Source organism: Streptomyces sp. NPDC047014 (assembly GCF_040644195.1).
In the GTDB taxonomy this organism is placed as follows: Bacteria; Actinomycetota; Actinomycetes; order Streptomycetales; family Streptomycetaceae; genus Streptomyces.
On sequence record NZ_JBEYVX010000029.1, the window covers coordinates 1 to 17,026 of the forward strand.

Here is a 17,026-nt window from a genome sequence, read left to right on the forward strand (position 1 = left end):
AAGTCCAGCTGGCGCGGGTAGGCGGACCAGCCGGCGGTCCGGCGGTCAGCCGAGCGCCGGGGACTCCTGCGCGGGCGTCGCCGCCGCGGCCGGATCCGTGCGCGTGGCCAGCAGCCGCTGCGCGAGGACGCCGAAGACGACCGCGAACACCACCCACAGCACCAGCTGTACGGCCAGCGACGCGACCCGGAACTCCCACAGCAACGCCGCGGGGAACTCCGGCTTCACCGCGTCGTCGTTCGCCGGCAGCACCGCGAACGCGAGACCCGTCGCCACGACGAAGCCGGCACCCGCCGCCAGCGTCGCGTTCCAGTTGCCCAGGCGCGGCGCGAGCCGGCGCCCGAGGATGACCGCGCCCACACCGAGCAGCACGCTGAGCAGGATCATCAGGAAGAACAGCGTGGTGCGCTGCCCGATCGTGTCCGGGTTGCCGACCGCCGGCGGGGTCGCCGGGTACTTGAGGAACGGCACCAGGTACACGGTGGCGAAGGCGCCTCCCGCGGTGAGCGCCGCCGTCGCGCGCGGGCTGAAACGGCCCACGCGGCCGAGGGCGAACGAGAACGCGAGCGAGGCGATGCCGCCCAGCGCGACCCCGTAGACGAGGACGCCCGTCGCCAGACCGGCGGTGGACTGCACCGGCCGGCTGACGAGTTCTTCCTCCTCCTCGGCCGCCGCCTCGCCCGGCGCGGCGTCGCCGTGCCCGGCGTGGCCGCTCGGCGCGGCCGCGGCGTCCTTCGCCGCCGCGGCCTCCTCCACGGCGATGGAACCCCGTACCGGCGGCTCACCCACCACGTAGGCGACGGCGAACGCGAACAGCCCTGCGATCAGGCCCGCGAGCATGCCGCGGACCAGGAGACCTCTGACAGTAGAGGCGTACATGTGCGTGGCCTCTCAGTGGCAGGGGAAGCCGAGCAGGTGACGTCCGTCGTGCACCCACTCGTGGACGCCCTCGCCGGAGAACAGGGCGGTCGCGCCCTGCTCCGCGCCGACGAAGTACAGGGCGACGAGCATCAGGAGACCGACGAACAGCGCCCAGGGCAGGACGGCGCGCACAGGCAGCGGGGCCGACGGGGAGACGGCGGGGGTGGATATGGCAGCGGAAGCGACGGCCTCGGCCATGATGGAACCTCCTCGGGGAACAACGCGTCCCATACGGTGGTGCAGGACGACGGTCCTCGGGTCTGACTCGCCTTGGCCGCCCCCGGGGAGGCGACCGCAGCACACAGTGGCGCGACCATGCCGGATTCTCACCGGACTTCCGTCTCGCCGTCGTCGCTATGTCTTTATGTCGCCGCGACCGTACCGTGCGGCGGGCTTTCGGCCAAGACCGTGAGTTGCTGATCACATGCCCGCGCCCCGGTACAAGCCCTCCCACCTGCGCCGAAAGCCTTGCGGAGTCCGGCAGTTGGACAGCTCGCACCCTCGTCCGTATCCCCGCGCGCTCGCGGGTGCCGTGGGAGCCCGCGTAAATCGCGCAGGTGTTCGGTTCTGGGGCTAGGCTGGAAGCATGTACGCGGTCCAGGCACTCCAGGGTTCCCTCTTCGACCAGGGCGACGAGATCGGCCTCGGCCCCCTCGGCGGGCTGCGCCGCACCGTGCTCGGGTCCGGCGCCTGGGTGGACCACCTGCCCGGCTGGCTGACCGGCGCCGACGCGCTCTTCGAGCGGCTGGCCGCCGAGGTGCCCTGGCGGGCCGAACGGCGCCAGATGTACGAGCGCGAGGTGGACGTCCCCCGGCTGCTCGCCTTCTACGGGGAGGGCGAGGAGCTGCCGCACCCCTCGCTGACCGCCGCCCGGGAGGCCCTGAGCGGCCACTACGCCGCCGAGCTGGGCGAGCCCTTCACCACCGCCGGCCTGTGCCTCTACCGGGACGGCCGCGACAGCGTCGCCTGGCACGGGGACCGCACCGGGCGCTCCGCGACGCAGGACACCATGGTCGCCATCGTCTCCGTGGGGGATCCGCGCGACCTCGCCCTCCGGCCCCGCGACGGCGGGCCCACCCTGCTGCGGCTGCCCCTGGGGCACGGGGACCTCGTCGTCATGGGCGGGTCCTGCCAGCGGACGATGGAGCACGCGATACCGAAGTCGGCGCGGGCCGTCGGACCGCGGATCAGCATCCAGTTCCGGCCGCACGGGGTCCGCTGATCCCGGAGCCCCGGTCCGCTCCCCGGTGCGCCCTCCGGTCCGCCGCCGATTTGCGGGCCCGGCGGCGGGCGGCCAGGCTGGTGCGCATGGATCTGGGCGCGTTCTCCGTCAGTCTGTCCGTGCGGGACATCGAGGTCTCCAGGGCCTTCTACGAGAAGCTCGGCTTCACCGCCTTCGGCGGGGACCCGGCGCAGAACTGGCTGATCCTCAAGAACGGCGATCACGTGATCGGGCTGTTCCAGGACATGTTCGAGAAGAACATGCTGACCTTCAACCCGGGCTGGGACTCCTCCGCGCAGCCCGTGGGCGAGTTCACCGACGTCCGGGAGCTCCAGCGGGAGCTGAGGGAGAGCGGGGTGACCTTCCTGATGCAGACGGACGAGGAGGGCTCGGGCCCGGGCAGCTTCCTCGTCGTGGACCCCGACGGCAATCCGGTGCTCGTCGACCAGCACGTCTGACCAGCCGCGAGACCGCCCTCAGAGCGCCGCGTCCGGCTCCTTCGGCGACCGCGCCGCCCCCGCCGCCGCGTGCAGCGAACGCAGGGCCAGCAGCAGGACGCCGATGTCGTCCAGATAGACCGGGTCCGGGATGAGGTCCACGGGCGAGACCGTGTAGATCACCGCGACCCAGAACAGCGCCTTGTCGCGCAGCGGGATACCCGCGTCGAGCAGCAGGCGGCGCGCCGCGAAGACCCGTACGAGCAGCACTGCCGCGGCGATCGCGAGCCCGACGGCGACGATCACACCCAGGGTCAGCCAGACCTTTCCGTCCATGGCGCCCCTATACCCCGAAAGGGCGGCCCGCTATCGCCGCCCGGCCGGAACGGGCTCAGCCCGCGCCCTGCTCGCGCAGCCGCCGGCCCACCTCGCCCAGCCCGTCGGCGAGCGCGTCGAGCTGCTCGGGGGTCAGGACGTCGACCAGGATCTCCCGGACCGTCGCGACATGCCCCGGAGCGGCCTCCTCCAGCTTGGCGGTCCCCGCGTCCGTGAGGACGGCGTACACCCCGCGCACGTCGGAGGGGCAGCTGCGGCGGCGGACCAGGCCCGCCTTCTCCAGCTGGGTGACCTGGTAGGTCAGGCCGCTCTTGGAATTGATCAGGCCATTCGCCAGCTCGGTCATCCGCAGCTCGCGGTCCGGCGCGGCGGCCAGCCGGACCAGGATCTCGTACTGCGGGTGCGAGAGCCCGGCCTCGTCCTTGAGCTGCTGGTCGAGGCGCCGGTTCACCAGGGCCGAGGCGGCCAGGAAGCCGCTCCAGGCCCGCATCTCGCGTTCGTCCAGCCATCTCGGTTCAGCCATGGCCCCAGCCTACACAGGTTGTTCCAATTTGAATCAATGGTTAGGGTCCTCCGGTAGCGGTTCGAATTTGAACAACTCTTTCTGCCTCCCCGGGCCGCTCGACCGGAAGGATCCCCATGACCAGCCCCTCCGTCTCCACGACGAAGCCGCAGGCCCCCGCACCGGCCGGCCAGTCCCACCCCGCCACCACCCTCTCCACCCCCGCCCACGACACCGGCCTGCTGCTCCTGCGCCTGGTCCTCGGCCTGACCATCGCCGCGCACGGCACGCAGAAGCTCTTCGGCTGGTTCGGCGGCGGGGGCATCAGCGGCACCGGCCAGTTCTTCACCGCCAGCGGCTACCCGGCGGGCGATGCCATGGCCGTCGTCGCCGGCCTGACCGAGACCCTGGGCGGGCTCGGCCTCGCCCTCGGCCTGCTCACCCCGCTCGCGGGCGCCGCCGTCGTCGGCACGATGATCAACGCCATCGCCGTCCACGGCACCGGCGCCTTCTTCGCCCCCGAGGGCATCGAGTACGAGCTCCTCCTCACCGCCGGAGCCGCGGCCCTCGCCCTCACCGGCCCCGGCCGCTACGCCGTCGACCGCCACCTGCCCGTGCTGCGCGGCCACCGCCTCGCCCACGGCGCCCTGGCCCTCGCCCTCGCCGTGGTCCTCGCCGCCCTGACCCTCCTCATCCGCGACTAGCGACCAGTGATCAGCCGCGACTAGAACCCCTTTTCCGGGTCAGGTTCCAGGAACGGCTGACGCGGAACGGCAGCGCCCGGGGGTGTCCGGGGCCCGAGCGGATTGGCCCCGGACATTCAGGGGAAGAGCGCACAAATGACACAACCCATCGAAGACTACGCACTCATCGGCGACCTCATGACCAGCGGACTGGTCGGCCGCGACGGGTCCATCGACTGGCTGTGCCTGCCGCGCTTCGACTCGGCGGCCTGCTTCGCCAAACTCCTCGGCGAGGAGGAGAACGGCCACTGGCGCCTGGCCCCCCTCGACGCCGCCGACGGCGAGCGCTGCACCCGCCGCTCCTACATCGACGGCTCCCTGGTCCTGGAGTCGTACTGGGAGACCGAGACGGGCACCGTCAAGGTCATCGACTTCATGCCCCAGCGCGACGTCGCCCCCGACGTGGTCCGCATCGTCGAGGGCGTCAGCGGCACCGTGCGGATGCTCAGCACCCTGCGCCTGCGCTTCGACTACGGACACGTCGTGCCCTGGGTGCGCCGCAGCAACGGCGAACGCGTCGCCGTCGGCGGCCCCGACTCGGCCTGGTTCCGCAGCGAACCGGCCGTCCGCACCTGGGGCGAGGCCAACAGCACCCGCTCCCAGTTCCCCGTCAGCGCCGGCCAGCGCGTGGCCTTCGTCCTCACCTGGCACCCCTCCCACGAGCCGCGCCCCGACCCCTGCGACCCCTTCGAGGCCCTGGACCAGTCCCTCGCCGACTGGCACGACTGGGCCTCCCAGTGCCGCTACGAGGGCCCCTACCAGGAAGCCGTCACCCGCTCCCTGATCACCCTCAAGGCCCTCACCTACGCCCCCACCGGCGGCATCGCCGCGGCCGCCACCACCTCCCTCCCCGAGGAACTGGGCGGCGTCCGCAACTGGGACTACCGCTACTGCTGGCTCCGCGACTCCACCCTCACCCTCGGCTCCCTCCTGAACACCGGCTTCCTCGACGAGGCCCGCGCCTGGCGCGAGTGGCTGCTGCGCGCCGTCGCCGGAGACCCCGCCGACCTCCAGATCATGTACGGCATCGCCGGCGAGCGCCGGATCCCCGAGAGCGAACTGCCCTGGCTGCGCGGCTACGCGGGCTCCGCCCCCGTACGCATCGGCAACGCGGCCGTGGACCAGCTCCAACTGGACGTCTACGGCGAGGTCATCGACTCCCTGCACCTCGCCCGCGCCGCCGGACTGCCCGCCGAGAAGCACGCCTGGCGCATCCAGCTCGCCCTCCTCGACTTCCTCGAACGCAACTGGCGGCGCCCCGACGAGGGCCTGTGGGAGGTCCGCGGCCCGCGCCGCCACTTCGTCCACTCCAAGGTCATGGCCTGGGTCGCCGCCGACCGCGCCGTCCGCACCATGGAGGCCGACCCCTCCCTCCCCGGCGAACTCGACCGCTGGCGCACCATGCGCGACGAGGTGCACCGCGACGTCTGCGAGCGGGGCTTCGACCCCGAACGGAACACCTTCACCCAGTACTACGGCTCCCAGGAGCTCGACGCGGCCACCCTGCTCATCCCCCGCGTCGGCTTCCTGCCCCCCGACGACCCCCGCGTCGTCGGCACGGTCGACGCCGTCCGCGCCGAACTCGGCCGCAGCGGGCTCGTCCGCCGCTACAGCACCGCCGACTCCACCGTCGACGGCCTGCCCGGCGACGAAGGCGCCTTCCTGGCCTGCTCGTTCTGGCTTGCCGACGCCCTGCACATGACCGGCCGCGAGAAGGAGGCCCGCGAACTCTTCGAACGCCTGCTGTCCGTACGCAACGACGTCGGACTGCTCGCCGAGGAGTACGACGCCGTCGCCGGACGCCAGCTCGGCAACTTCCCGCAGGCGTTCAGCCACGTCGGCCTGGTCAACACCGCCCTCACCCTGGCCGGCGCCGAGGCCCCCACCACCCTGACCCCCTGAGTCCTACGCCGCCCCGCCCGTGCGGGAGGCCAGCAGCAGGGCGATGTCGTCCGGCCGGTCCGCGTCCTGGCCCGCCTCCCCGACCAGCCGGTCCGCGGTCTCCGTCAGCGGCACCGGCGAGGCCGCCCCCAGGGCCCGCCGTAGCCGCTCCACCCCGACGTCGATGTCCACCCCCGGCCGCTCCACCAGCCCGTCCGTGTACAGCGCCAGCACCGCGCCCCGCTCCAGCCGCAGCTCCGTCACCGGGTACACCGCCTCCGGGTCGATGCCCAGCACCACCCCGCCCGCCAGGTCCAGCACCTCGGTCCGGCCGTCCGGATGGCGCAGCAGCGGCTGGGGGTGCCCGGCCCGGACAGCCTGCACCGCGCCCGACGCCGGGTCGAGCAGGACGTAGCAGCAGCTCGCGAACTGGCCCGGATCCAGGTCGATGAGCAGCTGGTTGGTGCCGCTCACCACCTTCTCCGGGGAGCTGCCGCTGAGCGCGAAGGCCCGTACGGCGCTGCGCAGCTGGCCCATGGTCGCGGCGGCGGCCACGCCGTGGCCCTGGACGTCCCCGATGACCAGCGCCAGCAGGCCCGAGCCGGTCTCCACCACGTCGTACCAGTCGCCGCCCACGTCCATGCCCACCGAGCCGGGCAGATAGCGGCCCACCGTGTCCACGAACGGCCGCACCGGCAGCCGGTGCGGCAGCAGCGCGGACTGCAGCCCGTGGGCGAGCGCCGCCTCGCTGTCGTAGCGCCGGGCCCGGGCCAGGGCCTGCGCGATCAGGCCGGCCAGCGCGGTCAGCACCGTACGCTCCTCCGGACTGAAACCGCGGGGCGCGTCGAAGCCGAGGATGCAGGAGCCCACCGGCCGGCCCGAGGCGATCAGCGGCAGGAAGGCCCGCGCCCCGACGTCCGCGTCGAGCGGGATGCCCGGATAGGCCGCCGCCAGATGCTGCATCGACTCGAAGAACATCGGCCGGCCCGTGGTCAGCGTCTCCACACCCGGCAGCCGTACGTCGAGCGCGACCCCGTCGAAGCGGTTCAGGAAGCCCTGCGGGAACCCCGTCTCCCAGGCCAGGTGCAGATGCCGCTCGTCGAGCAGGTAGATCGCCAGCTGGCGGCCCCCGAAGGCGGGCAGCAGCTCGTCGGTCACCACCGCCGACACCTGCCGGGCGGTGACCGCCTCCGTCAGCGCGATCGCGAGCGCGACCGGCCGGTACAGCGTCGAGGCCCGGTCGGCGGGGGAGCCCACGCCCGTGCCGCTGCCCGCGTCGGCGAGCTCGTCCCGGCCGGCGAGTGCCGGGGCCGCGTACGCGGAGGCGGCCCCGGCCGTCAGGGTCAGGGTCACGCCGTCGGGTGCGGGGTACAGGTCCACCGCGAACCACTCCCCGGGCGGATGCCGCCCCCGCCGGGCCTCGAAGCGCACCGGCTTCGCCGCCATGAACACCGCGCGGAAGTGGTCGTCGTACGCCGGATGCCCGAGCCAGGGCAGCGCCTCCCACAGCAGCCGTCCGCGCAGCTCCGCCGCACCGGCGCCGAGCAGCCGCTCGCCGGGGACGTTGACGAAGCCGATCCTGCCCTGCCGGTCCAGCGACAGCACCGCCTGCGCGAGCCGGTCCACGGCCGCCCGCGCCCCCTCCGCCCCCGCCGACGGGCCGGCGCCCGGCCCCGGCACGTCCAGCGGGTCCCCCTCCCACATCAGCGGTTCCCCGGCCGGCGCGAGCCCGGCCAGCTCCCGGGCCAGCCCGTCCGCCGCCTCCCGGAGCCGCCGCCGGTCCCCGGCCCCGACGGGGACGCCCGGGGTGGCGGGCCGCAGCACCAGCAGGACGCCGAACCGCTCGGTCCCGGCGGTCACCGGCTCGTACAGGGAGCCGAAGGGGAAGGGCAGCCCGGCCATCAGCTGCGGGAAGCGGCTCATCGCCGACTCCGCGTCGGGCAGGTGCACCGCCTGCCCCGAGCGGAACACCTCCGCCACCGGGTACGGGCGGTTCACGTGCATCCGCCACCACGGCCGGAACAGGGGCAGCGGCAGCCCGGTGAAGGTGGCCAGCAGCAGCAGCCCGGAGGTGGGGGAGCGCAGGTAGATCCCGCCCGCGAACCCCCCGACGGCCTCCACGGCACCGACGACGGCCCGCGCGAGCGCCTGGGCGGTGGCGTCCGTGGCGCGGTCGGCGCTCTCCGCTCTCGCCATCACACAGTCAGCATGCCCCCAGGGCCGCGGCCCCTGCATCCCGGCCGGGACCCGCTCCGGCCCCCGCCGACCCCGGTCCGCGCTAGGCCGACCGCTTCCCTCGTCCGGGGGACGCACGGCTGTGCGGGCCGCCGACCGCCCGTACCGCGGGGCACGATACGCACGCGTCAGCACCCCCGGCGGGCCACCGGAAGGCACAGCATGCGGTTCCACTACGACACCATCGGCGAGCGGTACGCGGAATCCAGCGGCGCCGCCGCCTACTCCGCCGCCGACACCTACACCCTGCACGGCGCCCTCGACGCCCTCGGCGGGCTGCGCGGCCTCGACGCCCTCGACCTGGCCTGCGGATACGGCTACAACACCCGCCTGCTCGCCCGCGGCGGAGCCCGCCGCACCGTCGGCGTCGACGTCTCCGAGGAGATGATCCGGCAGGCCCGCGCCCACGAGGACACCAAGGACCGCACCGACGTCGAATACCTCGTCGCGGACGCCGCCGGGCTGCCCGCCCTCGGCCCCTTCCACCTGGCCACCGCCGCCTACGTCTTCAGCTACGCGCCCGACCGCCGGACCCTGCACGCCATGTTCCGCTCCGTCCGCGCCAACCTGCGCCCCGGTGGCCGGCTGCTCGCGATCGTCCCGAACGCCGGGGCGTTCCCGCGCGTGGACTGGTCCCCGTACGGGGTGCGGATCCTCGACCGGGTCCGCGAGGGCGACGCCCCGCTGCTCAAGGCGCACTTCCTGACCGAGCCGCCCGTGCCCTTCGAATTCCGCGAATGGGCCCACTCCGACCTCGCCGAGGCGGCCGTCGAAGCGGGCTTCGTCACCGTCGGCTGGCAGCCGAACCGGACCCCGCCCGCCGACCCCGTCCGCGACGACGCCTACTGGACCGCCTACCGCGCCTGGCCCATCAGCTCACTGATGACCTGCACGGCCTGACCGGCCCGCCCGGGATGCCGCCCCTGAGCCCCGCGCCCGCCGCGCCGCCGCCCTCACAGCTGCGCCGCCGCGCGGACCAGCGCCACGATCCGCTCGCGCGCCGCACGCCCCTCCGGCAGCGGCATCAGCGGGTAGGCGTGCGGCAGCCCCGCCTCCTCGTGGAACTCCACCTCGGCCCCGTCCTCGCGCGCCCGCCGCACCAGCTCCCGGCTGTCCGTGGTCAGCAGGTCCCGGGTGCCCGTGAACACCGTCATCGGCGCCAGCCCGGCGAAGCTCCCGTGCAGCGGGCTCACCCGCGGATCCTCCGGCGCCAGGGTCCCCGCGTACAGCCGGCCCGCCTCCCGCAGCCCCGCGCGGGCCAGCATCGGATCCGCCGCTTCCAGGGCCGCCTGGTCCGGATGGCTCATCGTCACGTCCAGCCAGGGGGAGATCAGTACGATCCGCGAGGGCTGCTCCCCGTCCCGGTCCCGGAGCCGCTGCGCGGCCGCCAGCGCCAGCCCGGCCCCCGCCGAGTCCCCGATCAGCACCGTGCCGCCGTCCCCGCCGCCCGCGATCAGGCCGCTCAGCAGATCCGTCGCCACCGGAACCGTCCGGTCCGCGGTACCCCGGGGCGCCAGGATGTACGCCGGTACGACGACCCGCGCCCGCGCCCGCGTCACCAGCGTCCGGACCAGCTCCCAGTGCGGGCGCACCAGCTCGTGCACGTACCCGCCGCCGTGCACGTACAGCACCTGCGCCGCGGGCTCCGCCCCCAGCGGGCACACGTCGTACACCGGCCACGCCCCCACGAAGGTCCGCGAGACCTCCGCGACCCGCCCCAGCCGCCGCGGCGGCAGATGCGAGGCGGGCCTGCGGGCGGCCCGCGCCACGCCGTCCCGCACCGCCTCGGCGGACGCGAACCGTCTTCGCCGCCCCGCCGCCACCAGCGCCGCCGAAAGCACCCTGCTGCTCACACTCGGCACGCGCCCCACCTCCCCTTTTCCCTGCCCCGTCACCGGAGGAGCATAGGCGTGAAGCTGCACTGTCGGCCCGCTTAAGAAAGTCTCGATGGACTGATCACCATGGTGATCGGCAGATTGGTGCCCGTCACCGACGCCGGCCGGACCCACCCCGCCCCCGGCGCCCCCTTCCGCATGCCTGGAGCCACCCCATGAAGGCACTCGTCAAGCACAAGGCCGAGCCGGGCCTGTGGCTCATGGACGTCCCCGAGCCGGAGTACGGCGCCGGAGACGTGCTGATCAAGGTGCTGCGCACCGGCATCTGCGGAACCGACCTGCACATCCGCTCCTGGGACGGCTGGGCGCAGGGCGCGGTCAAGACCCCGCTGGTCCTCGGCCACGAGTTCGTCGGAGAGGTCGCCGCCGTCGGCGCGGACGTCCGTGACATCGAGCTGGGCGCGCTCGTCAGCGGCGAGGGCCACCTGGTGTGCGGCAAGTGCCGCAACTGCCTCGCCGGCCGCCGCCACCTGTGCCGCAGCACCGTCGGCCTCGGCGTGGGCCGGGACGGCGCCTTCGCGGAGTACGTGGTCCTGCCCGCGCAGAACGTGTGGGTCCACCGCACCGCCGTGGACCTGGACGTCGCCGCGATCTTCGACCCCTTCGGCAACGCCGTGCACACCGCCCTGTCCTTCCCGCTCGTCGGCGAGGACGTACTGATCACCGGCGCCGGCCCCATCGGCATCATGGCCGCCGCCGTCGCCAAGCACGCCGGCGCGCGCAACGTCGTCATCACCGACGTCAGCCCCGAGCGGCTGGAGATCGCCCGCAAGGCCGGAGCCACCCTCGCCGTGAACGTCGCGGAGTCCTCCATCGCCGCCGCGCAGACGCAGCTGGGCCTGCGCGAGGGCTTCGACATCGGCCTGGAGATGTCCGGACGCGCCGAGGCCATGCGCGACATGATCGACAACATGACCCACGGCGGCCGGATCGCCATGCTGGGCCTGCCCGCGACGGAGTTCCCCGTCGACTGGGCGAAGGTCGTCACCTCGATGATCACGATCAAGGGCATCTACGGACGCGAGATGTTCGAGACCTGGTACGCGATGACCGTGCTGCTGGAGGGCGGGCTCGACCTCAGCCCCGTCATCACCGGCCGCTACTCGCACCGCGACTTCGAGGCCGCCTTCGACGAGGCGGCGACCGCCCGCAGCGGCAAGATCATCCTGGACTGGACGGCGTAACCGCACGCCCCCTTCCCCCACGCACCATCTCCCTCCGGCCGGGCCCCGCACACCCTCCCCCCTCCGCGGGGCCCGGCCCCCCTCCGCCGCATCCGGCCGCACAAGGAGAAGACCCCGCATGTTCGAGACCGTCCGCGACGACCTCCGCAGCACCCTCGACGAGATCCGCGCCGCGGGCCTGCACAAGCCCGAGCGGGTCATCGGCACCCCGCAGAGCGCGGCCGTCGCCGTCACCGCGGGCGGCGCCGCCGGCGAGGTGCTCAACTTCTGCGCCAACAACTACCTCGGGCTGGCCGACCACCCCGAGGTCGTCGCCGCCGCGAAGGACGCCCTGGACCGCTGGGGCTACGGCATGGCCTCCGTACGCTTCATCTGCGGCACCCAGGAGGTCCACAAGGAGCTGGAGGCCCGCCTCTCGGCCTTCCTCGGCCAGGAGGACACGATCCTCTACTCCTCCTGCTTCGACGCCAACGGCGGTGTCTTCGAGACTCTGCTCGGCGCCGAGGACGCGGTGATCTCCGACGCCCTCAACCACGCCTCCATCATCGACGGCATCCGCCTGTCCAAGGCCCGCCGCTTCCGCTACGCCAACCGCGACATGGCCGAGCTGGAAGCCCGCCTCAAGGAGGCCACCGAGGGCGGCGCCCGCCGCAAGCTCGTCGTCACCGACGGCGTGTTCTCCATGGACGGCTACGTGGCCCCGCTCCAGGAGATCTGCGACCTCGCCGACCGCTACGACGCCATGGTCATGGTCGACGACTCCCACGCCGTCGGCTTCGTCGGCCCCGGCGGCCGCGGCACCCCCGAGCTGCACGGCGTCATGGACCGCGTCGACATCATCACCGGCACCCTCGGCAAGGCCCTCGGCGGCGCCTCCGGCGGCTATGTCGCCGCCCGCGCCGAGATCGTGGAGCTGCTGCGCCAGCGCTCGCGCCCGTACCTCTTCTCCAACTCCCTCGCCCCCGTCATCGCCGCCGCCTCCCTCAAGGTCCTCGACCTGCTGGAGTCCGCCGGTGACCTGCGCGAACGCCTCGCCGCGAACACCGCGCTCTTCCGCGAGCGGATGACCGAGGCCGGCTTCGAGATCCTGCCCGGCGACCACGCCATCGCCCCCGTCATGATCGGCGACGCGGCCGAGGCGGGCCGGATGGCCGAGCTGCTGCTGGAGCGCGGCGTGTACGTGATCGGCTTCTCCTACCCGGTCGTGCCGATGGGCGCCGCGCGTATCCGCGTACAGCTCTCGGCGGCCCACTCGACGGCCGACGTCGAGCGCGCCGTGGCCGCCTTCATCGACGCCCGAGCGGCGCTTTCCGCTGCTCAGGGCTGACATCATGGAGGGGTGATCGACCCCCGCCGGCTGCGCATCCTGCGGGCCGTGGCGGACCACCGTACGGTGACCGCCGCGGCCGCAGCCCTCTACCTCACCCCCTCCGCCGTCTCCCAGCAGCTCGCGGCGCTGGAACAGGAGACGGGCCACACGCTGCTCGTCCGCAGCGGGCGCGGGGTACGGCTCACCGCCGCCGGGGAGATCCTGCTCGGCCACGCCCACGAGGTGTTCGCGCAGCTGGAACGGGCCGAGGCGGAGCTCGCCGCCTACGCGGAGGGCGCGGGCGGCGAGGTCACGGTGGCCGCCTTCGCGACGGGCATCGCGGAGGTCCTGGCCCCGGCCATCGCCCGGCTCGCGCGGGAGCATCCGGGGATCCGGCTGCGGGTCCGGGACGCCGAGGGCGACCAGAGCCTGCCGCTGCTGCTGGACGGCGAGGCGGATCTCGCCCTCGCGGTGGAGTACCGGGGCGCGCCGGGGGCCGACGACGGCAGGCTCTCCGTGCTCCCGCTGTACGCGGAGCCCTTCGACGCCGTACTGCCCGCCGGGCATCCGCTGGCCGACCTGCCCGCGGTGGCCCTCGCGGACCTCGCGGACTCCGACTGGGTGGGGCAGTACCCGGGCAACCCCTGCCATGACGTGACCCTGCTGGCCTGCGAACTCGCGGGCTTCCAGCCGCGGTTCGCCCACTCCTCCGACGACTTCCGCGCCGTGACGGCCCTGGTCGGAGCCGGGGCGGGCGTGGCCCTCGTACCCCGCTCGGCCCTGCGGGGCATGGACCTCAAGGAGGTCCAGGTCCGCCCGGTGACCGGCCCGGCGGCCACCCGACGCGTCTTCGCCGCCACCCGGCGCGGCGGGGAGACCCATCCGCTGATCGCCCCGGTGCTGGCCGCCTTGGCCCGGGAAGCGGAACGGCTGCCCACGCACTGAGGGCCGGGTCCCCGGGGCGGTTCCGGCTCGCTCAGACGCGGACCACCCGCACCCCGGACCGCTCGAAGCGGCCGGCCACCTGCTGGGGCAGGTCCGTGTCCGTCACCAGGACGTCCACCTCCGACGGGGCGCAGATCCGGGCGAAGGCGCGCACGCCCAGCTTGCTGGAGTCGGCCGCCACCACCACCCGGCGGGCCCGCTCGCACAGCAGGCGGTTGACCGAAGCCTCGTCCTCGTGGCGGGTGGCCGCGCCGTCCCGGGGGTCGAAACCGTCCACGCCGAGCACCGCCGTGTCCACGGTGAGCTGCCCGAGGACCTGTTCGGCCAGCGGGCCCGTCAGCTCGTACGACTGGGGGCGGGCGACGCCACCGGTGAGCACGATCTTGAACTGCGGGCGGATCACCAGCTCCCCCGCGATGTTGAGGGCGTTCGTCACCACCGTGAGCGCCGGGGAGCCCTGCGCGAGATCCGGGCGGGCGGCCAGCGCCCGGGCCACCTCGGTGGTCGTGGTGCCGCCCGTCAGGCCGATCACCTCGCCGGGGCTGATCAGCGCGGCGACCGCCGCGCTGATACGGCCCTTCTCGGCGGCGCGCCGTGACGTCCGGTAGCGCAGGGGGAGTTCGTAGGAGACGCCGTGCGGGACCGCGCCGCCGCGGGTGCGGACCAGCAGCTGCTGCTCGGCGAGCTGGTCGAGGTCGCGGCGGATGGTCGCGGCGGAGACGCCGAGCGCCTCGGCGGCCGGTTCCACCTCCAGGCCGCCCCGCTCCACGAGCAGGTCCAGCAGCGTCTGCCAGCGCTCCTTGCGGGTCATCGGCGGCTCCTCGGGGTGTGCTGCTGGGTGTGCTGCTCGGTGTTCTGCGGCGACATTAGCCCAGGGGAAGTCTCCTGCCGCCGCTCGTGGTTGCTTGAAGTTGCGCGAAACTGCCCGCTACCGTGCAGGAAAACGCATCACGTCGCTTTGCATAGCACCGCACTGCACCGCATCGCACCGCAGAGGTCCGTCGCACGAGGGAGCCTGTATGAGTCACGTCGCGTACGAGCTGGGCACGCAGCCCGCATGCTGGGAGCGGGCCGCCGAACTGGCCCCCGGCCGGCGGGCGGTGCTCCCGCTGCCGGGGGAGCGCACCGCGATCGTCGGGTGCGGGACCTCGTACTACATGGCCCAGGCGGCCGCCGCGCTCCGCGAGGAGGCCGGACAGGGCGAGACCGACGCCTTCCCCGCCTCCGAGTTCCCGCTCCACCGCCGCTACGACCGCGTCCTCGCCCTGACCCGGTCCGGCACCACCACCGAGGTGCTGGACCTGCTGGCCGCCCTGCGGGACGTGGGCGTGCCGACGACCGCCGTGGTCGGGGACCCCGCCACCCCGGTGATGACCCTCGCGGACGAGCTCGTCGTCCTCGACTTCGCCGACGAGCGGTCCGTCGTGCAGACCCGCTTCGCCACCACCGCCCTCACCCTGCTGCGCGCCCACCTCGGGCTGCACACCCCCGCCGCGGTGGCCGACGCCCGCACCGCCCTCGACGAACCGCTGCCCGTCGGGCTGGACCAGCTCGGGCAGTTCACCTTCCTCGGGCGCGGCTGGAGCGTAGGGCTCGCCCACGAGGCGGCGTTGAAGATGCGCGAGGCGTCGCTGTCCTGGGCCGAGTCCTATCCGGCCATGGAGTACCGGCACGGGCCGATCAGCGTCTCCGGCCCCGGTACGGTCACCTGGTCGCTCGGCACCACCCCCGACGGGCTCCCCGAGCAGGTCCGCGCCACCGGCGGGCAGTGGGTGGGAGGCAGGCTCGACCCGCTCGCCGAACTGGTCCGCGTACACCGCCTCGCGCTCGCCGTCGCCGCCCACCGCGGCCTCGATCCGGACCAGCCGCGCCATCTCACGCGCTCGGTGATCCTCACCACCGGCGAGGAGGCGGTCCGATGAGCCTCATGTCCGCCGGTGAGCTGGTCCGGGAGGCGGCCGCCTCGGGCCGGGCCGTGGCCGCGTTCAACATCATCACCCTGGAGCACGCCGAGGCGGTCGTCGCCGGGGCCGAGGCCGCGGGACTGCCCGTGATCCTCCAACTGAGCGAGAACGCCGTGAAGTTCCGCGCCGGCCGGCTGCTGCCGATCTCCCGGGCGGCCGCGGCCTGCGCCGAGGCCGCCGGAGTCCCCGTCGGCCTGCACCTGGACCACGTCAAGAGCCCCGACCTGCTCCGGCAGGCGTGCGACGCCGGGTACAGCTCCGTGATGTACGACGCGGCGCAGCTCCCGTACGCCGAGAACCTGGAGGCCACCCGCTCCGCGGCCGACTGGGCGCACGCCAACGGGCTGTGGATCGAGGCCGAGCTGGGCGAGGTCGGCGGGAAGAACGGGGCCGCGCCGCTGGATCCGCACGCGCCCGGCGCCCGTACCGATCCCGACGAGGCACGGCGCTTCGTCGCGGACTCCGGGGTCGACGCGCTGGCCGTCGCCGTCGGCAGCAGCCACGCCATGACCAGCCGGACGGCGGCCCTGGACCACGCGTTGCTCGCGCGGCTGGCGAAGAGCGTGGACGTACCGCTGGTCCTGCACGGCTCCTCCGGGCTGCCGGACGCCGAGCTGGCGGCGGCCGTCGCGGGCGGTATCCGCAAGGTCAACATCGGCACCGCGCTCAACCTGGCCATGACCGAGGCCATCCGCGCCCATCTGACCCCGGCGGACCCGCGCCCGTACCTGACGGCGGCCCGTACGGCGATGACGGCGACGGCGACGGCTATGATCAGCGCCCTGAACTGACGGGCGGGCGGGGCGGAGGCGGTGCGGACGTGGAAGCGCAGCGGGGCGGGACGAACCGGCGCAGGTTCCTGCTGATCGCCGGGATCCCGCTGCTGGCCGTGGCGGGCGGCACGGCGTATGCGCTCAAGCCGTCGCCTCCGTACCGCCACCAGGTGCGCACGGACCTGGAGCCGCTGAACTCGCGGCTGCGGCCGTACCTCGGGGAGCTGGCCGAGGCGCACTGGGTGGGCTACAACATCGACGCGCCGGGCGGGGACCGCACCATCCCGGGCCCGGACGCGCGGGTCCGGCTGGTGGGGGTGGCGCGGATGGCGGCGGGGGGCGCGGACGCGATCGTACGCAACCCGGAGTACGACTTCGGGCCCGGCGCGCAGCCGTCGGACCTGCCCGAGCCTCTGGTGCCGCACGTACCCGGGGACGCGGCGTGGCAGCACAGCCCGCGGTTCGACGCGCACGCGAACCGGGCGGGGGCGGAGGGGGCGTCGCCGCACGTGTCGGGGCCGTACCTCTTCGACACGGGCCGCAACCTGGTCTGCTTCGACCTGGTCTACCTCTACATGTGAGGGCCACATGCAACGGTTCCGTGTGGCGGCTCCGTGTGACGGCCCTTCCGAATTCCTGTAACGGGTTCTACCCTGACGGCCGCCGTCAGGGAGACCCC

Annotated in this window: 18 protein-coding genes; 11 read left to right on the forward strand and 7 right to left on the reverse strand. The window is 73.9% G+C overall.

Annotation, left to right across the window (positions count from 1 at the left end):
- Window positions 1-45 precede the first annotated feature (45 nt).
- On the reverse strand, window positions 46-879 hold the full coding sequence (locus ABZ873_RS18045; RefSeq protein ID WP_360872406.1) for a CbtA family protein: 834 nt from the start codon (window positions 877-879) through the stop codon (window positions 46-48).
- Window positions 880-891: 12 nt separating this feature from the next.
- Window positions 892-1,119, reverse strand: coding sequence for a CbtB-domain containing protein (locus tag ABZ873_RS18050; protein WP_360872409.1), 228 nt, complete (start codon window positions 1,117-1,119; stop codon window positions 892-894).
- Between the two features lie 388 nt (window positions 1,120-1,507).
- Here ABZ873_RS18050 and ABZ873_RS18055 point away from each other — a divergent pair, with 388 nt between their 5' ends.
- Together ABZ873_RS18055 and ABZ873_RS18060 are read left to right on the forward strand one after the other, a co-directional pair.
- A complete protein-coding gene (locus tag ABZ873_RS18055; RefSeq protein ID WP_360872412.1) occupies window positions 1,508-2,143 on the forward strand; it encodes an alpha-ketoglutarate-dependent dioxygenase AlkB in 636 nt (211 codons plus the stop codon).
- Between the two features lie 86 nt (window positions 2,144-2,229).
- On the forward strand, window positions 2,230-2,601 hold the full coding sequence (locus ABZ873_RS18060; protein WP_360872415.1) for a VOC family protein: 372 nt from the start codon (window positions 2,230-2,232) through the stop codon (window positions 2,599-2,601).
- Window positions 2,602-2,619: 18 nt separating this feature from the next.
- Here the strand turns inward: ABZ873_RS18060 and ABZ873_RS18065 are convergent, their stop codons facing one another.
- Both ABZ873_RS18065 and ABZ873_RS18070 read right to left on the reverse strand, forming a co-directional pair.
- Window positions 2,620-2,916, reverse strand: coding sequence for a YkvA family protein (locus ABZ873_RS18065; RefSeq protein ID WP_360872417.1), 297 nt, complete (start codon window positions 2,914-2,916; stop codon window positions 2,620-2,622).
- Window positions 2,917-2,971: 55 nt separating this feature from the next.
- On the reverse strand, window positions 2,972-3,439 hold the full coding sequence (locus tag ABZ873_RS18070; protein ID WP_360872419.1) for a MarR family transcriptional regulator: 468 nt from the start codon (window positions 3,437-3,439) through the stop codon (window positions 2,972-2,974).
- A gap of 116 nt (window positions 3,440-3,555) precedes the next feature.
- Here ABZ873_RS18070 and ABZ873_RS18075 point away from each other — a divergent pair, with 116 nt between their 5' ends.
- Window positions 3,556-4,122, forward strand: a complete 567-nt coding sequence (locus ABZ873_RS18075; RefSeq protein WP_360872422.1) for a DoxX family membrane protein — start codon at window positions 3,556-3,558, stop codon at window positions 4,120-4,122.
- 135 nt (window positions 4,123-4,257) lie between these two features.
- On the forward strand, window positions 4,258-6,063 hold the full coding sequence (locus ABZ873_RS18080; protein ID WP_360872425.1) for a glycoside hydrolase family 15 protein: 1,806 nt from the start codon (window positions 4,258-4,260) through the stop codon (window positions 6,061-6,063).
- Window positions 6,064-6,066: 3 nt separating this feature from the next.
- Here the strand turns inward: ABZ873_RS18080 and ABZ873_RS18085 are convergent, their stop codons facing one another.
- Entirely contained in the window at window positions 6,067-8,238 is a 2,172-nt protein-coding gene (locus ABZ873_RS18085; protein ID WP_360872575.1) for a SpoIIE family protein phosphatase, read from the reverse strand.
- A 201-nt stretch (window positions 8,239-8,439) separates the two neighbouring features.
- On the opposite strand from ABZ873_RS18085, the gene ABZ873_RS18090 reads away from it, so the two are divergent.
- A complete protein-coding gene (locus ABZ873_RS18090) occupies window positions 8,440-9,177 on the forward strand; it encodes a class I SAM-dependent methyltransferase (RefSeq protein ID WP_360872428.1) in 738 nt (245 codons plus the stop codon).
- Window positions 9,178-9,230: 53 nt separating this feature from the next.
- Here ABZ873_RS18090 and ABZ873_RS18095 read toward each other — a convergent pair whose 3' ends face one another.
- On the reverse strand, window positions 9,231-10,139 hold the full coding sequence (locus tag ABZ873_RS18095) for an alpha/beta hydrolase (protein WP_360872431.1): 909 nt from the start codon (window positions 10,137-10,139) through the stop codon (window positions 9,231-9,233).
- A 188-nt stretch (window positions 10,140-10,327) separates the two neighbouring features.
- On the opposite strand from ABZ873_RS18095, the gene tdh reads away from it, so the two are divergent.
- The 3 genes from tdh (at window position 10,328) to ABZ873_RS18110 (ending at window position 13,610) form a co-directional block, all read left to right on the forward strand.
- Window positions 10,328-11,356, forward strand: a complete 1,029-nt coding sequence (gene tdh / locus ABZ873_RS18100) for an L-threonine 3-dehydrogenase (RefSeq protein ID WP_360872434.1) — start codon at window positions 10,328-10,330, stop codon at window positions 11,354-11,356.
- A 118-nt stretch (window positions 11,357-11,474) separates the two neighbouring features.
- Entirely contained in the window at window positions 11,475-12,683 is a 1,209-nt protein-coding gene (locus tag ABZ873_RS18105; RefSeq protein WP_360872436.1) for a glycine C-acetyltransferase, read from the forward strand.
- Window positions 12,684-12,695: 12 nt separating this feature from the next.
- Window positions 12,696-13,610, forward strand: a complete 915-nt coding sequence (locus tag ABZ873_RS18110; protein WP_360872439.1) for a LysR family transcriptional regulator — start codon at window positions 12,696-12,698, stop codon at window positions 13,608-13,610.
- Window positions 13,611-13,641: 31 nt separating this feature from the next.
- Here ABZ873_RS18110 and ABZ873_RS18115 read toward each other — a convergent pair whose 3' ends face one another.
- Entirely contained in the window at window positions 13,642-14,421 is a 780-nt protein-coding gene (locus ABZ873_RS18115; protein WP_360872441.1) for a DeoR/GlpR family DNA-binding transcription regulator, read from the reverse strand.
- A 208-nt stretch (window positions 14,422-14,629) separates the two neighbouring features.
- Here ABZ873_RS18115 and ABZ873_RS18120 point away from each other — a divergent pair, with 208 nt between their 5' ends.
- The 3 genes from ABZ873_RS18120 to ABZ873_RS18130 are packed head-to-tail and all read left to right on the forward strand — an operon-like array spanning window position 14,630 to window position 16,928.
- Window positions 14,630-15,532 (forward strand): SIS domain-containing protein, encoded by a 903-nt coding sequence (locus tag ABZ873_RS18120; protein ID WP_360872444.1) that lies wholly within the window; start codon window positions 14,630-14,632, stop codon window positions 15,530-15,532.
- On the forward strand, window positions 15,529-16,365 hold the full coding sequence (locus ABZ873_RS18125) for a class II fructose-bisphosphate aldolase (protein WP_360872447.1): 837 nt from the start codon (window positions 15,529-15,531) through the stop codon (window positions 16,363-16,365). Before ABZ873_RS18120 ends, ABZ873_RS18125 begins: the two co-directional genes overlap by 4 nt.
- 29 nt (window positions 16,366-16,394) lie before the next feature.
- Complete coding sequence (locus ABZ873_RS18130) at window positions 16,395-16,928, forward strand: hypothetical protein (RefSeq protein WP_360872450.1); 534 nt, start codon at window positions 16,395-16,397, stop codon at window positions 16,926-16,928.
- Window positions 16,929-17,026 lie beyond the last annotated feature (98 nt).

Coding starts and splice junctions, on each gene's coding strand:
- ABZ873_RS18045 (WP_360872406.1), bottom strand. CDS start 879: ATGTACGCCTCTACTGTCAGAGGTCTCCTGGTCCGCGGCATGCTCGCG.
- ABZ873_RS18050 (WP_360872409.1), bottom strand. CDS start 1,119: ATGGCCGAGGCCGTCGCTTCCGCTGCCATATCCACCCCCGCCGTCTCC.
- ABZ873_RS18055 (WP_360872412.1), top strand. CDS start 1,508: ATGTACGCGGTCCAGGCACTCCAGGGTTCCCTCTTCGACCAGGGCGAC.
- ABZ873_RS18060 (WP_360872415.1), top strand. CDS start 2,230: ATGGATCTGGGCGCGTTCTCCGTCAGTCTGTCCGTGCGGGACATCGAG.
- ABZ873_RS18065 (WP_360872417.1), bottom strand. CDS start 2,916: ATGGACGGAAAGGTCTGGCTGACCCTGGGTGTGATCGTCGCCGTCGGG.
- ABZ873_RS18070 (WP_360872419.1), bottom strand. CDS start 3,439: ATGGCTGAACCGAGATGGCTGGACGAACGCGAGATGCGGGCCTGGAGC.
- ABZ873_RS18075 (WP_360872422.1), top strand. CDS start 3,556: ATGACCAGCCCCTCCGTCTCCACGACGAAGCCGCAGGCCCCCGCACCG.
- ABZ873_RS18080 (WP_360872425.1), top strand. CDS start 4,258: ATGACACAACCCATCGAAGACTACGCACTCATCGGCGACCTCATGACC.
- ABZ873_RS18085 (WP_360872575.1), bottom strand. CDS start 8,238: ATGGCGAGAGCGGAGAGCGCCGACCGCGCCACGGACGCCACCGCCCAG.
- ABZ873_RS18090 (WP_360872428.1), top strand. CDS start 8,440: ATGCGGTTCCACTACGACACCATCGGCGAGCGGTACGCGGAATCCAGC.
- tdh (WP_360872434.1), top strand. CDS start 10,328: ATGAAGGCACTCGTCAAGCACAAGGCCGAGCCGGGCCTGTGGCTCATG.
- ABZ873_RS18105 (WP_360872436.1), top strand. CDS start 11,475: ATGTTCGAGACCGTCCGCGACGACCTCCGCAGCACCCTCGACGAGATC.
- ABZ873_RS18115 (WP_360872441.1), bottom strand. CDS start 14,421: ATGACCCGCAAGGAGCGCTGGCAGACGCTGCTGGACCTGCTCGTGGAG.
- ABZ873_RS18120 (WP_360872444.1), top strand. CDS start 14,630: ATGAGTCACGTCGCGTACGAGCTGGGCACGCAGCCCGCATGCTGGGAG.
- ABZ873_RS18125 (WP_360872447.1), top strand. CDS start 15,529: ATGAGCCTCATGTCCGCCGGTGAGCTGGTCCGGGAGGCGGCCGCCTCG.